This window comes from Litchfieldella qijiaojingensis, assembly GCF_014651875.1.
GTDB lineage: Bacteria > Pseudomonadota > Gammaproteobacteria > Pseudomonadales > Halomonadaceae > Litchfieldella > Litchfieldella qijiaojingensis.
The window spans coordinates 124,721-138,755 of sequence record NZ_BMXS01000010.1; the positions used below are offsets into that span (position 1 = coordinate 124,721).

A 14,035-nucleotide genomic window follows, 5' to 3' on the forward strand; every position below is an offset into this window, starting at 1 on the left:
CTTCCACCTCCGAGGAACGAGGAAGAACATGCTGAACTGGGACGAGTTCCACGAAGACGACACTTCCGTCGCTGAGGCCAAGCCAAGCTACCAGCCGCAACAGCCGACTCCGGCGCCCACGCCGCAGGCTGCCGAAGAAGCGCCGACCGCGGCGCACCGGGGCACCAACTACCAGGCGGTGGACGCCGACCGCCTGGCCCGCGCCCGCAAGTCGCTGGAAGAGCTCGACGTGGCCGCCGGCCTCGAGGAGCTGGAGATGGGCGCGGCGCGCATCGAGGTCGACGACAAGCAGATGATCAACGCCCGCGCCGACCTCAACCAGTTGGTGCCCTTCAAGTACGAGTGGGCGTGGCAGAAGTACCTGGACGGCAGCGCCAACCACTGGATGCCCCAGGAAGTGAACATGAACGCCGACATCGCCTTGTGGAAGAGCCAGGATGGCCTGACCGAGGACGAGCGGCGCATCGTGATGCGCAGCCTGGGCTACTTCTCCACCGCCGACTCGCTGGTGGCCAACAATCTGGTGCTGGCGCTCTATCGCCTGATCACCAACCCTGAATGCCGCCAATACCTGCTACGCCAGGCCTTCGAGGAAGCGATTCACACCCACGCCTATCAATACTGCGTGGAGTCGCTGGGCATGGATGAGGGCGAGGTCTTCAACATGTACCGCGAGGTGCCCTCGGTGGCCGCCAAGTCCGCCTGGAGCCTCAAGCACACCCAGTCGCTGGCACGCCCGGACTTCAACACCGGCACCCCGGAGACCGACCAGGAACTGTTGCGCAACCTGATCGCCTTTTACTGTGTCACCGAGGGCATCTTCTTCTATTGCGGCTTCAGCCAGATCCTTTCCATGGGGCGGCGCAACAAGATGACCGGTGTCGCCGAGCAGTTCCAGTACATCCTGCGCGACGAGTCCATGCACCTGAACTTCGGCGTCGACATGATCAACCAGATCAAGATCGAGAATCCGCACCTGTGGACGCCTGAGTTCCAGGACGAGGTCACCCAGATGATCCTCGAGGGCACTGAGTTGGAGGTCGCCTACGCCCGTGATTCCATGCCGCGTGGTGTGTTGGGCATGAACGCGGCGATCATGGAGGAGTACCTGCACTTCATCTGCAACCGCCGCCTGGCGCAGATCGGCTTGAAGGAGCAGTTCCCCGGCGCGCAGAACCCGTTCCCGTGGATGAGCGAGATCATCGACCTGCGCAAGGAGAAGAACTTCTTCGAGACCCGGGTCACCGAGTATCAGGTCGGCGGTGCGCTGAGCTGGGATTGATCGTGGGGGGGGGAGTCCTGAAGTAGCAAGCACGGAGGAAGTGATATGACAGAATCGAAAAGTGTCATCAAACGCGTCTATGTACCCACCCATATACGCGATCTTCCTAACGGGGAGAAAGTCAGGAACCCCGGGCACTACAAGACTCCTCCCAGCTGACATGTCAACGCCTCATCCGCTTGCGGATGGGGCGTTTTTCATGGACCCCGGGCAGCGTCCACCGCCCGGGCGACGCCTCTCTCCAGAGGCATCAACTGAGGGCAATCCGATGCATGCAATCCATGAAAGCGGCACACATCGCAACGCCCAGGCGTGGCAGTCGGCCCTGGACCGCGCCCTGGCGGCCCATGACGACGAAGTCGCCCTGGCCCACTACTCGCATGTGGCCAACGCCTTTCCCGCGTCGTCTCCCAATCCCTACGCCCGCGAGCATCCCCTGCTCGACTATCGTGAGCTGAAAGCCTGGGCGACGCTCCGGGGCTGGTACGTGCGACCGGCACCTGAGCGCGCCTCCCAAGAGGAGAAGTACCGTCCACCGGTTCGCTTCACCCGCCAGCCACGCGGCATGAACCAGCGCACACACTGACCCACGGTGCCACCACCATCCCCACCCCGCGGGCATCGCTCGCGGGGCGGAAGGCTCTATGCGTCGCCCTCTCTGGCGTTAGTTGGCCCTCGCCCGGAGTTCATGGACGACTCCGATCAGGTCAGGGAGTCGATGGGAACCGGCACCGTCACTTCGTCTTTCACGAGTTCCATCACCACGAAGGAGTGCGTCTGGTGAACATTCGGCAACCTGCCAATCTGCTGACCGAGCACGGCACGATAATGCGCGATATCGTGGGTTCTCACCTTTAGCATGTAATCGAAATTTCCCGCCACCATATAGCAGCCTTGCACTTCGGGGATAAGACGTACCGCCTCATTGAATCTGTCGAGGGCGTCCTCGCTCGTCTTGTCCATTGTCACCAGCACGACCAGTACATGGCCCGCACCGAGTTGCTGTGGGTCCAGGTCGGCGCGATAGCCGCGGATGATGCCGGCCTGCTCGAGTCGACGTACGCGCTGTGCGCAAGGCGTCTTGGTGAGATTCACCCGGTTTGCCAACTCCACGATGGGGAGGCGTCCATGCTCCTGCAGTTGGTGCAGAATCCGGCGATCTATGCGGTCTATACGCTCCATCCTGTTAGCCATATTGACTACTCATATCTTATTTTGAGGACAAAAGTAAACCATTTTACCGTTATTTGGAGCCAATTCCTAGCCAAAATGACTAACAATGAGCCCAGAGGGCTACGGAGATAAAACAACGACAGTCAGATGGCAATGCGACTGCCCTCGACACACCGGTCACGGTGACATGCAAGCCCTCTGGGCGGGTGTCGCGATATCTGGCGGCAACAAGGAGGATACGAATGCCTGACAACAATTCATCAAGCGAATCCAGTTATCGACCCTTATCGATCGACGCCCGATCGATAAGGCTCGGGAAGCTGCGTATTGCTTAAGAAAGCAAAGCAAGCATAACGCACATCAACCCTAAGGTAATCGACATGACAAGTCCAAAAGATCCAATAGTCTATAAACAGCCAAGCCTGATGCTGGCGCTCACCCCCGTCGTTCTGACGTTGCTGGTACTGGCGGTGCAGCTATTCTATTTCGGCGACTTCACTCCCCACATCCCGCTCGCCATTGGCCTAGCGATCACGGCGCTGGTCGGGGTCAAGCTTGGCTTCCGGTGGAAACAGATCGAAGAGGGCATCTTTCACGTCATCCACGTGTCCCTGCCCTCCGTCTCGGTGTTGATCTGCGTCGGCATGATCATCGGCGTGTGGATCGCCAGCGGCACCGTGCCGACACTCATCTATTACGGACTGACGATCCTCTCGCCAACCATCTTCCTCGCTGCAGCCATGCTGCTCTGCTCGATCGTCTCGGTGTCGCTGGGCACCTCCTGGGGCACGGTCGGCACGGTGGGCCTCGCGCTGATGGGCATTGGCGCGGGCTTTGACATCCCGATGTACTGGACCGCCGGGGCGGTGGTGTCGGGCGCCTTCTTCGGCGACAAGGTCTCGCCGCTGTCGGACACCACGAACCTCGCCCCGGCCGTCACCGGCACGGATGTGTTCTCCCATATCAAGAACATGATGCCGACGACGATCCCGGCGATGCTGATCGCCTTTGTCATCTACCTGGTGGCGGGCTTCACCCTGATCGACGACGGTGCCGCCTCGTTCGACAGGATCAATGCCATCACCACCGCGCTGCAGGCGAACTTCACCATCTCGGCCTGGCTGCTGCTGCCGGCAGTGCTCGTGATCGTGCTCGCAGTCAAGCGGATGCCGCCCATACCGTCGCTGTTCGCCGGCGCCCTGTCCGGTGCAGTCACCGCCATGATCGCTCAAGGTGTCGGCGTGCATGACCTGCTGACCTATGCCAATAGCGGTTATTCGATCGATACCGGCATCGGCGCCATTGACAGTTTGCTCAATCGCGGCGGCATCCAGTCGATGATGTGGACCATTTCACTGATTCTCATCGCCCTCGGCTTCGGCGGCGCGCTGGAAAAGACCGGCTGCCTGGAAACGATCATCCGAGCCATCATGACCAAGGTGCGCAGCTTCAAGGGTGTGCAGACAGCCGCGGTGTTCACCTCGGTGTCCACCAACCTGGTTGCCGGCGACCCGTACCTGTCGATTGCCCTTCCCGGTCGCATGTACGCACCCACCTACCGGGGAATGGGGTATTCGACACTGAACCTGTCTCGCGCCATCGAGGAAGGCGGCACCCTCATCTCGCCACTGATTCCGTGGAATGCCGGCGGGGCCTTCGTGATCAGCGCCCTTGGACTCGGCATCGTCGAGGGAAATGTCGAGAACCTGCTGTACATTCCGCTGGCCTTCGCCTGCTGGATGTCACCGGTGATTGGCCTGATCTATGCGCAGACCGGTTTATTCTCACCCCGCGCCAGCGAAGAAGAGCGGCGTCTCTGGCAGGCGCAGGGCGAAGCTGTCGCGACCCAGTCCGAGCTAGGTGCCGCCGGTCAGGCCAGCGAAGAGCCCGTTGCAAGCCCAAGGCCGTCGAGCTGACACCGTCCGCATAACGCCTGGTCCCGTCGTGATGGCGGAATCAAAAGATCACGCCCCGCCCGGTTCTCCCGGGCGGGGCGTTGTTCATGCACGCTGAGCTGGGATTGATCGTGACTGGCGAGAGGATTAAGGTGAGGTAAACAAGGAGGAGCTTACGATGACGGAAAGCAAAAGCGTAATAAAGCGAGTCTATGTACCCACGCATGTACGCGATCTTCCTAACGGGGAAAAGATCAAGATCCCCGGCCACTACAAGCCCCCCTCGCAGTAACGTCTCACCTGCCCCACCCGGAAACGGGTGGGGGTTTTCCTGCTTAGCAGCACGGCGATCTCCCTCACCCCGCCTCCAGGGCAATGGCGAATCGACCTTCGAAACCTTCCTTGCTCTCGGTCAATGACAAGATCAACTCATCTCCTCCACTGCGCTGGTAGATACCGTCCCTGTCATTACGCACGTCGCGCTGCCCCTTCTCCGCGTATGGAGGCTGGGAATGGACCCGGTCCGTGAGGGCGTCGTCGAAATAGAGCTGCGAAGTGAACTCCAGGCCGCGCTCGGCTCCCGGCTCGGTGCGGATCTTGAAGTGGATGTGTACCGTGCGCCCCGGATACCAGCCGGGGTAGATCGTCACGAAACGCGCAAGCCCCTCGCTGTCAGTCACCTGGTACCCGCGCAGGAATGCCTGTCCGCGGCTGTCGAACCGCCCGGCGAAGTCGCGCACCCCGGAATAGACGCCCAGGGCATCGCACTGCCAGAGGTCAACCACGGCGCCCGGCAGCGGAGTACAGGCCCCGCCCTCGAGACGTGAGACCTGGAACGTGAGGGTCAGCGGCACCCCCGGCTTACGAGTGCCATCCGCCGGGTCCACGCGAATGTCGCTGCGCTCCAGGCCGGTATCCACGAAATAGGGGCCTTCCGTCTGGCTAGGCCTGACCACGCAGGTACTCGTATCGTCGTCAGCCACCGTATCGGCCGCTCGTACCCCGCCACCCCACCATGCGGTAACGGCAGCCGCCCCGGCCAGACGCAGCATCTGGCGCCGGCTCAGATCCCGAAGACCCGTTATCGTGCCCCACTTGGCCATCTGATAACTCCTCGAAATTCGCTTTCTATAGCGTAGACCGCCTTGCCCATGAGAGGCCCGAGCAACTCGCCCATGAAAGAAACCTGGGCAACTGGTGCCCAAATCGATCAATTCAGAACAGTCCGATAAGCTCGACATTGACGATTTAATCAAATGATTAATAAAATCCAAGACTCGCACTGGGGCGCATCCCTGGCCTCCTCCCTTCGGGTCATCGAGGACTGCACGCATGTGGTCGAACCGCTCACTGCCCGTACTTCTGCTGCTGGGCTATCTGGCACTGCTGGCCACCGGCTGTACCGCCGAGAGCGAGGAGCCCCCGAAACTCGCCCGGGTGGTGGATACCTATGTCGTGCAGCCCGCGAACGGCCTCTCCATCACGACTTTCTCCGGCCGGATCCAGGCTGCGGAGAAGACCTCGCTGAGCTTTGAGATCTCCGGGAAGATCGAACGCATGGCGGTGGAGGTGGGGGATCGCTTCACTGCAGGCGACATCCTGGCGGAGCTCGACGAGGCACGCTACCAGCTGATCGTCAATCAACGCCGGGCCGAAGAGAACGAGGCCCGGGCACAGCGCCAGGAAAAACGTCAGGATTACACGCGCCAGGCCAGCCTCAGGGAAAAAGGATTCGTCAGCCAGGCCCACCTGGATGCCGCCAAGGCGGCGCTGGATACCGCCGAGTCGCAGTTTGCTTCAGCGGTGGCTGCACGGGAGCTGGCTGAACGCGATCTGCGCATGACCACCCTTCGCGCCCCCTTCGATGGCTCGGTCAGTCAGCGGCATGTGGAACCCTCCGAGCGGGTCGGCGCCAATCAACCGGTGGTCGAAGTGATTTCCGAACGTGACGGCTTCGAGATGCATACCAGTGTTCCCGAAACCTTGGTCAGTGCGATTCCTCCAGGTTCGACGCACCGAGTCATCGTACCCGCCCTGAGTGAAGCCTCGATACCTGCCACCATCCGGCATCTGGGTACCCAACCACAGTCATCCAACAACTACCCAGTGGTGCTGACCCTGGATGAGGCCCCGCCAGGCCTCCGCTCAGGCATGACGGCCCAAGTCGAGCTGTCGATCCACAAGCCTCAGGCAACCGGTGCACAAGCATCGCAGTGGCATATCCCGCTGACCGCGCTGGTATATGACACCAAAGGTAGCGCTCACGTACTGCGGGTGACGGATGCCATGCGCCTCGAGCGCGTCGCGGTCGAGGTCGCCTCGGTCGACGACGGTGTCGCCGCCATTCGTGGCGAACTGGCATCCGGAGAACGAATCGTGGCCCGCGGCGCCGAGTTCGTCAGCGAGGGGGAAACCGTCAGCCTGCTTGGCCAGGGACCGGAGCGCTACAACTGAGGGACGCATGAACCTGTCGCAGATCGCCTATCGCCGCCGCCCCGTCTTTTATCTGGCCACTCTGGTCGCCATGCTCTATGGCGTGGTCAGCTACTTCACCCTCCCGGCACGTGAAGACCCCAAGATCACCATTCGCGAAGCGGTGGTGAGTACGGCCTACCCTGGGCTGCCGGCGGAACAGGTGGAAGAGAACATTACCAAGCCCCTGGAAGAGAGCATCCGTTCGATTGGAGAAGTCGAGGAAATCCGCTCGACCTCGATGCGCGGACGTTCGATCCTGCATGTGGAAATCCAGGACCGCTATTTCAACTTGGATCAGATCTGGGACGAGGTACGCAAGAAAGTCGAGTCGGTGCGTCCCAACCTCCCTGCGGGCACCCAGGACCCGGTCATCGACGACGATTTCGGCGATGTGGCGGTGGTCACGGCGGCACTCACCGCCGACGACTTTCCGCAGGCCGAGCAGCAGGAAATCGCCGAGCACATCCGCGCCGCACTCTATGCCACCGAGGGCACCAAGAGCGTCGAACTGATCGGCGTGCAGCCCGAGCGTATCTTCATCGACATTTCCGAAGCCAAGCTAGCCGAGCTGGGGCTGGCACCCTCCGATCTGGCCGCGCAGATCCAGAAGCGCAATATCTTCCCGCCAGGGGGCGTACTGGAAGCCGGCGAACAGCGCCTGGCACTACAGGTCACTGGCGAGTTCGACCGCGTGGAAACATTGGGCGACACCGAGATCCGCCTGCCGGACGCCGGTGGTACGCTACGTTTGCGCGATCTCGGCGAGATCAGCCGCGGCTATGTCGATCCCATCGACAAGCCGGCCTATTTCAACGGCAAGCAGGCAATTGTCTTTGCGATCTCCATGCTCGATGGCGTCAGCGTTCTCGACTACGGCCGGGCGATAAAGACACGCATCGACGAGCTGCAAGCGCCCCTGCCGGCGGGCTACCGTCTCGAGATCATGACCTTCCAGCCCACCCAAGTCGCCAACGCCGTCTACGGCGTGACCTCGAGCGTGCTGCAGACCTTGGGCATCGTGCTGGCGGTGGTGATCCTGTTCCTGGGGCTGCGAACCGGACTGATCGTCGGCTCCATCATTCCCGCCGTGATGCTGGTGACTCTGGCCATCATGGGCCTGTTGGACGTGACCCTGCAGCGTGCCAGCCTCGCCACGCTGGTAATCGCGCTGGGACTGCTGGTCGACAACGCCATCGTCATTGCCGAGGATTTCAAGACTCGCCTGGAGACTGGCAGCCAACGTGACCAGGCGCTGCGGGAGACAGGCAAGGAACTGGCGATTCCCCTGCTGTCATCGACGCTGACCACCATTCTGGTGTTTCTGCCCCTGATGCTCGCCCAGCATGTGTCCGGAGAGTACACCCGCTCGATCTCCATCGTCATCGCCATCACTCTCCTGAGCTCCTGGTTCCTGTCGCTGACCGTCACGCCCGCGCTGTGCCACCGCTTCCTCAAGGCACCGACAGGGACCGGCAATGACACACCGGCGTCCAATGTCTCCGACCGGATGTTCCAGGGCATCTCGCGGCGTTACGCCTGGCTGCTGCGGCGCGTACTCAGGCACCGCGTATTGTTCCTGGGCGTCATGGCGCTGGCCCTGGTGTCAGGCGTGGCGATGATGCAGGCGGTACCCAAGAAGTTCTTCCCTGACTCGGATCGCAACCAGGTCCTGGTATATGTCGACTTTCCTTCCGATATCGCGGCAAGCGAAGCGGACCGCAAGCTACAGTGGCTCAGCCGGGAACTGCAGCAGGCACCGGCCCTGAACGAGGATGTCACCAGCATCGCCGCCTACGCGGGATTCGGCGGCCCGCGCTTCGTGCTATCGCTGACCCCGATCGACCCAGCTCCCAACAAGGGATTCATGGTGCTCAATGTCGCCGACCGCAACCGGGTCGATCATGTGATCGACTCGACACGCGCGTTCTTCGCCAGCGAGTACCCCGACGTGTCGCCACAGGTCACCAAGATGTTCCTGGGACCATCGGACAGCAGCCTGCTGGAGGTGCAGGTCAAAGGCCCCGACCGGGACGTACTGTATGAAACGGCCAAGGAGGTCGAAGCCATCCTGGCCAGCCTCGACGGTGCTATCGATATCCGCCAGAGCTGGGAAGCCCGGATTCCCTCGCTGCGCATCGAGGTGGACCAGGTGCGGGCACGCCAGGCCGGCATCACCTCGGAGGACATCGCGAACTCATTGCAGAGTGCCATCGACGGCTACCACCTGAGCCACTTCCGTGACGGCGACGATATCATTCCGGTGATGCTGCGCTACGCCGAGGAAGACCGCTCGAGCCTGCAGCGACTCAAGTCGCTGACCATCTACCCGCTCGACTCGCCGGGCGATGGGGTAACGCTCAACCAGGTAGCGTCCATCGAACTCGACAACGGCTACTACCGCATCGACCGCGAAAACCTGGTGCGCACCATCACCATCGAAGGACGCAACCGCTACCTGACAGCCGAGGACATGGTGCCGCGCCTGACGCCACGACTGTCCGAGCTGGAGGCGCGCCTGCCGCCAGGGCACTGGATCGAGTTCGACGGTGTGGTGGTCGAATCCACCGAGGGACAGGCGGCGCTGCAAGCCTACCTACCTATCTGTCTGGGGTTGATCTTCATCCTGCTAGTGGCGCAGTTCAATTCATTCAAGCGCCCACTGCTGATCGTCGCCACCATTCCGCTGGTCATCACCGGCGTCGCCCTGGGGTTGCTGACGATGCGCGCCGATTTCGGCTTCATGGTGCTGCTGGGCATTTATAGTCTGGCGGGTATCATCATCAATAATGCGATCGTGCTGATCGATCGCATCGATATCGAGCGAAACGAGCCTGGACAGGATGCCTTGGAGGCCGTGGTCAAGGCCTCGGAGAGACGCCTGCGGCCGATCCTGATGTCGGCCGCCACCACGATTCTCGGCTTCCTGCCACTGATTGTCGGTCGTGACCCGCTGTTCTACGGGATGGCCAGCGCCATGGCTTTCGGGCTCGGCATGGGCACCCTCATGAGCCTGGGAGTGGTGCCGGTACTGTACACTTACTTCTTCGGCATCGGCACGCGGCCACAAGCCGCCGAGTGAAAGGTCGAGTGAAAGAGAGTGAATGTCAGATGGGAGATCAACCCTACCGCCGTCAGCCACGGGACAATACCCAGGAGAAACTGATCCAGGCCGGCATCCGGCTGTTCGGCGAACTCGGCTACAAGGCAACGACGACCCGTATGATCGCTGACGCCGCCGAGGCCAACATCGGCTCGATCGCCTACTACTTCGACAACAAGCATGGACTCTACCTGGCGGCGGCACGCTATATCGCCGGGCAGTTGCGCCAGCGGTTGCGTCTGGACGAAGCCACCATGGCCAATGACGCCGAAGGAAAGCCAGATCGCCAGACGGCAATGGCGGCCCTGCAAGACATGACCCGTCGCATGGTGAAAGTCTTCACCGCGGATGACGAGTGCCGTCAATGGCTGCTGTTCGTGATCCGCGAACAGGCCACCCCCACCGAAGCCTTCGACATCCTGCACACCCAGGCCTTCGGCACTGTCCAGGCGACACTGAGCACGCTGATCGCGATACTGACCGAGCGCTCCCGCGATGACCAGAGGGTGATCGTCGAGACCCATACCCTGATCGGGCAGATCGTGTTTTTCCTGATCTGCCGCGAGCCCTTGCTGCGGCGCCTGGGCATCGAAGCGCTCGACGACACCATCACCGCGACCATCGAAGACGTGATCGCCTCGCATCTGCGGGTCTATGAAGCGGATTGATCGTCACCGCGCTTTGGGGAGACGCTGAAGAAATCGACGAGCATGGTCAAGCGCAAGGCGCCCGGAGCGCAGCAACCGGAGCATATGGGGTATATGTGAGGCTTCGACCGGGCTGGCGCACCAGCACCGCACAACGCAGCGATTGGGCAGCGCAGACATTTATTCAGTGTTTCCCGGGCATCAGGTGGCCACTCTTCACATAGAGCAAGGCACCGTCTTCTCCGGTAAAGGGGGCATGCCCGCTCTGGTGTGGGCTGCGCAGCCAGCTCCCCTTGGGATAGGCGCCATGCTCGTCATGGTAGGTGCCTTCCAGCACCAGGATTTCCTCGCCGCCCCAGTGGGTATGCGGCTGGCAACGCGTGTTGGAGGCATACTTCACCAAGGCGACTTGCTCGCCCTCGAAGTCATGAAGCGGCATTACCAGCAGGCCTTCCTCTGGCCCGGGTTGCCAGGACCAAGCTTGGGTATCGATGACCTTGCGCTCGGTGTCCCGGGGAGAAAACTGGTGCAGTTTGACGAACAGGATAGTGCCCTGCCGGCCCGCCCTTGGTGCGTGCGAGGTGCCGATGGGATTGCGTAGGTAAGTTCCCACCGGGTATGTGCCATGCTCATCGGCGAACTCGCCTTCCAGCACCAGAAGTTCCTCGCCACCACCATGCTCATGGGGCGGGAAGCGGCTGTCGGGCGCATAACGCACCAGCGAAGTAGCCCGTGCCACTTCCTCGCCGATACGATCCAGCATCATTCGCTCCACGCCCTTCGTCGGTGAATCCACCCAACGATATGTCTCGGGGGTCACCACGACTCGCTCGGAGAAATCGGCGTTGAGTCGCATCGTGCTTTCTCCATTTGAATGCCACTTAACATTCTCGACCACAGCGTGGTACACGTCATCACCTGATTACGGCCTGCCTGGCCAATCTTCTCCGCCCCGCTGGCAAGGCGATGGCGGTTCGGCGACAATACATCGCCCCAAGGAAGCGCAACGAAAGACTCAGGAAAAGCCGACCGCATGTCCCACCATCGAAACACACAGACCCTTCATATCGCCGCCGCCTTGATCACCGACGAAAACGGCCGGCTGCTGCTGGTCCGTAAGCGCGATACCCAGGCTTTCATGCAAGCCGGCGGCAAGATCGAAGCCGGCGAGACTCCCGTCGCGGCGTTGGCCCGCGAGCTGCGAGAAGAACTCGGCGGTGCGCCTTCGAGCTTGGAGCCCTTGGGAGAATTCACGGCACCAGCGGCCAATGAACCGGGACATGTCGTCGCGGCACATCTCTTTCGCGCCACCATGACGCATCCCATCCAAGCGGCAGCGGAAATCGAGGAAATCGTCTGGGTCACGCCGACAATGGCCGCCGAACTCCCCTTGGCCCCACTGACGCGCGATCAGGTGCTGCCGCTGGCACTGGAAGCCTTGCAGGACTGACATCAACAACGGCACCGCACCTCGGCAACGACTGCAAGACGATGGTCACTGCTGGCGGTCCCAATCCGCTTGTATTCCATGTTGGCCTGACCTTTGCTTGTTACATAATATCGTTCATTGCCTCATGTAGAATCATTCAGGTGTGAGTCATCTCCCCCTAAGGAGCCTTTCTTGGCCATCGACCTGCTCTACAATGTGCTGATCTTTCTTGCCGCGGCGGTGCTGATCGTACCGATCTTCAAGTGGCTGGGCCTTGGCGAGGTGCTGGGCTACCTGGCCGCTGGAGTCGTGATCGGCCCATCGGTACTGGGGCTTGTGCCCGATGCCGAGGGAGTACTGCAGTTCTCGCAGGTCGGTATCGTGTTCCTGCTGTTCGTGATCGGTCTGGAACTCAAGCCCTCACGCCTGAAGGTCATGCGCAAGGCGGTATTCGGTTTCGGCAGTCTGCAGGTCGCCGTGACTACCGTAATCCTGGCGATAAGCGCCTGGTGGCTGGGCCTTCCCCCTATCGCGGCCCTGGTGGTCGGCTTCAGCCTGGGGCTGTGTTCCACACCGCTGGTGCTGCACTTGCTGGGCGAGCGCAAGGAACTGCAGGCCCGTCATGGGCGCAATGCCTTCGCGCTGCTGCTGTTCCAGGACATGGCGGCGATCCCGGTCCTGGCGGTCATCCCCATCCTCGCTGCCGGGTCGTTGATCGCCGATGGCGTCGCACCACTATTGGGCGAGATCCTGCTCGCCGCCGGCGCCTTTCTCGGCCTGATCGTCGGCGGTCGCTACCTGCTGCGCCCGCTGTTCCGCCTGGCGGCCAATACCCGCAGCCGCGAGGTCTTCGCCGGCACTACCCTGCTGGTGGTCATCGGTGCCGCCCTGCTGATGGATATCGCCGGGCTGTCGATGGCGCTGGGTGCCTTCATCGCCGGGGTGCTGCTCGCCGACTCGGAGTATCGCCACAACATCGAGGCTGACATCGAGCCCTTCCGCGGCCTGCTGCTGGGGCTGTTCTTCATGGCCGTGGGCATGACCGCCCAGCTCGGGCTGCTCGCCCAGCAGCCCTGGATGATCGTCGGGCTGACGCTGGCCCTGCTGCTGGCCAAAGCACTGAGCATGATCGTGGCGGCACGGCTGTACGGTACAGGCTGGCGGGAGGCGACCAATCTCGGCGTACTGCTCTCCCAAGGCGGGGAGTTCGGCTTTGTGGTGCTGACCGCGGCGGGCACTGCGGCCCTGCTCGGCCAGGAGCTGGTAGGCCTGTTGGTACTGGTGATCTCGCTATCGATGGCCGTCACCCCAGTGTTTTTTCTGGCCCATGTCAACTGGATCCGGCCTCTGTTCGTCGGCAAGCCCCGCCCCAAACCGGCCTACGACAACCCTGTGGATGATTCACCGCAGATCATCATTGCTGGCTTCGGCCGTTTCGGGCAAATCATGGGCCGCGCGTTGCAGGGCTTGAAGATTCCCTATACGGTACTCGACATCAATGCCGATCACGTCGAATTCGTGCGCCGCTACGGTAACAAGGTCTATTTCGGCGATGCCTCGCGCATCGACCTGCTGCGCGCCGCCGGCGCTGACAAGGCCCGCGTTCTGGTAGTGGCAGTGGGTGACATCGAGGCCTCGATGCGCATCGTCGAGCAGGTCAAGCGCCAGTTCCCGCACCTGCGCATCTTCGCCAGGGCCCGCAACCGCTATCATGCCCACCTGCTGATGCGCGCCGGCATCCACAACATCGTGCGCGAACTGCTGCCCGCCAGCCTGGAACTCACCCGCGACGTGCTGATCGAGTTGGGCATCCCCAGCGAACAAGCGCAACACACCATCGACACCTTCCGCCCTCACGACGAGCAGGCGCTGATGCGTCAGCTCGAAGTCTTCGGCAATGAGAAGAAACTGATACAGACCGTGCAGGAAGCCGCCCAGGAACTGGAAGCCTTGTACGAAGCCGACGAGGAAGTCGCCACCACGGCACCACGGCGTAACGCTGCACCCCGAGAACGACAGGACCCCTGAGAGCCA

Annotated in this window: 11 protein-coding genes; 8 read left to right on the top strand and 3 right to left on the bottom strand. The window is 61.8% G+C overall.

The window, feature by feature from the left end:
• Positions 1-28 precede the first annotated feature (28 nt).
• Both IE093_RS11375 and IE093_RS11380 read left to right on the top strand, forming a co-directional pair.
• The gene (locus tag IE093_RS11375) at positions 29-1,282 is read left to right on the top strand and encodes a ribonucleotide-diphosphate reductase subunit beta (protein ID WP_189469235.1); all 1,254 of its coding nucleotides are present in this window, start codon (positions 29-31) and stop codon (positions 1,280-1,282) included.
• Positions 1,283-1,550: 268 nt separating this feature from the next.
• A complete protein-coding gene (locus IE093_RS11380; protein ID WP_189469237.1) occupies positions 1,551-1,868 on the top strand; it encodes a hypothetical protein in 318 nt (105 codons plus the stop codon).
• A gap of 116 nt (positions 1,869-1,984) precedes the next feature.
• On the opposite strand, the gene IE093_RS11385 is transcribed toward IE093_RS11380, so the two are convergent.
• Entirely contained in the window at positions 1,985-2,476 is a 492-nt protein-coding gene (locus tag IE093_RS11385; protein ID WP_229803496.1) for an Lrp/AsnC family transcriptional regulator, read from the bottom strand.
• A gap of 359 nt (positions 2,477-2,835) precedes the next feature.
• Here IE093_RS11385 and nhaC point away from each other — a divergent pair, with 359 nt between their 5' ends.
• Entirely contained in the window at positions 2,836-4,371 is a 1,536-nt protein-coding gene (gene nhaC, locus IE093_RS11390; RefSeq protein ID WP_189469238.1) for a Na+/H+ antiporter NhaC, read from the top strand.
• A 335-nt stretch (positions 4,372-4,706) separates the two neighbouring features.
• Here the strand turns inward: nhaC and IE093_RS11395 are convergent, their stop codons facing one another.
• A complete protein-coding gene (locus IE093_RS11395; RefSeq protein WP_189469240.1) occupies positions 4,707-5,453 on the bottom strand; it encodes an intradiol ring-cleavage dioxygenase in 747 nt (248 codons plus the stop codon).
• A 229-nt stretch (positions 5,454-5,682) separates the two neighbouring features.
• Here IE093_RS11395 and IE093_RS11400 point away from each other — a divergent pair, with 229 nt between their 5' ends.
• From IE093_RS11400 to IE093_RS11410, 3 genes are read left to right on the top strand one after another with little or no spacing between them, the layout of a single operon-like run.
• Positions 5,683-6,804 (top strand): efflux RND transporter periplasmic adaptor subunit, encoded by a 1,122-nt coding sequence (locus tag IE093_RS11400; RefSeq protein ID WP_189469242.1) that lies wholly within the window; start codon positions 5,683-5,685, stop codon positions 6,802-6,804.
• Between the two features lie 7 nt (positions 6,805-6,811).
• A complete protein-coding gene (locus tag IE093_RS11405; protein ID WP_189469244.1) occupies positions 6,812-9,904 on the top strand; it encodes an efflux RND transporter permease subunit in 3,093 nt (1,030 codons plus the stop codon).
• A gap of 29 nt (positions 9,905-9,933) precedes the next feature.
• Positions 9,934-10,593, top strand: coding sequence for a CerR family C-terminal domain-containing protein (locus IE093_RS11410; RefSeq protein WP_189469246.1), 660 nt, complete (start codon positions 9,934-9,936; stop codon positions 10,591-10,593).
• Positions 10,594-10,756: 163 nt separating this feature from the next.
• On the opposite strand, the gene IE093_RS11415 is transcribed toward IE093_RS11410, so the two are convergent.
• Positions 10,757-11,428, bottom strand: coding sequence for a cupin domain-containing protein (locus tag IE093_RS11415; protein WP_189469248.1), 672 nt, complete (start codon positions 11,426-11,428; stop codon positions 10,757-10,759).
• A gap of 177 nt (positions 11,429-11,605) precedes the next feature.
• On the opposite strand from IE093_RS11415, the gene IE093_RS11420 reads away from it, so the two are divergent.
• A complete protein-coding gene (locus tag IE093_RS11420; protein ID WP_189469250.1) occupies positions 11,606-12,022 on the top strand; it encodes an NUDIX hydrolase in 417 nt (138 codons plus the stop codon).
• Between the two features lie 171 nt (positions 12,023-12,193).
• On the top strand, positions 12,194-14,029 hold the full coding sequence (locus tag IE093_RS11425) for a monovalent cation:proton antiporter-2 (CPA2) family protein (RefSeq protein WP_189469252.1): 1,836 nt from the start codon (positions 12,194-12,196) through the stop codon (positions 14,027-14,029).
• The last annotated feature ends 6 nt before the right edge of the window (positions 14,030-14,035 follow it).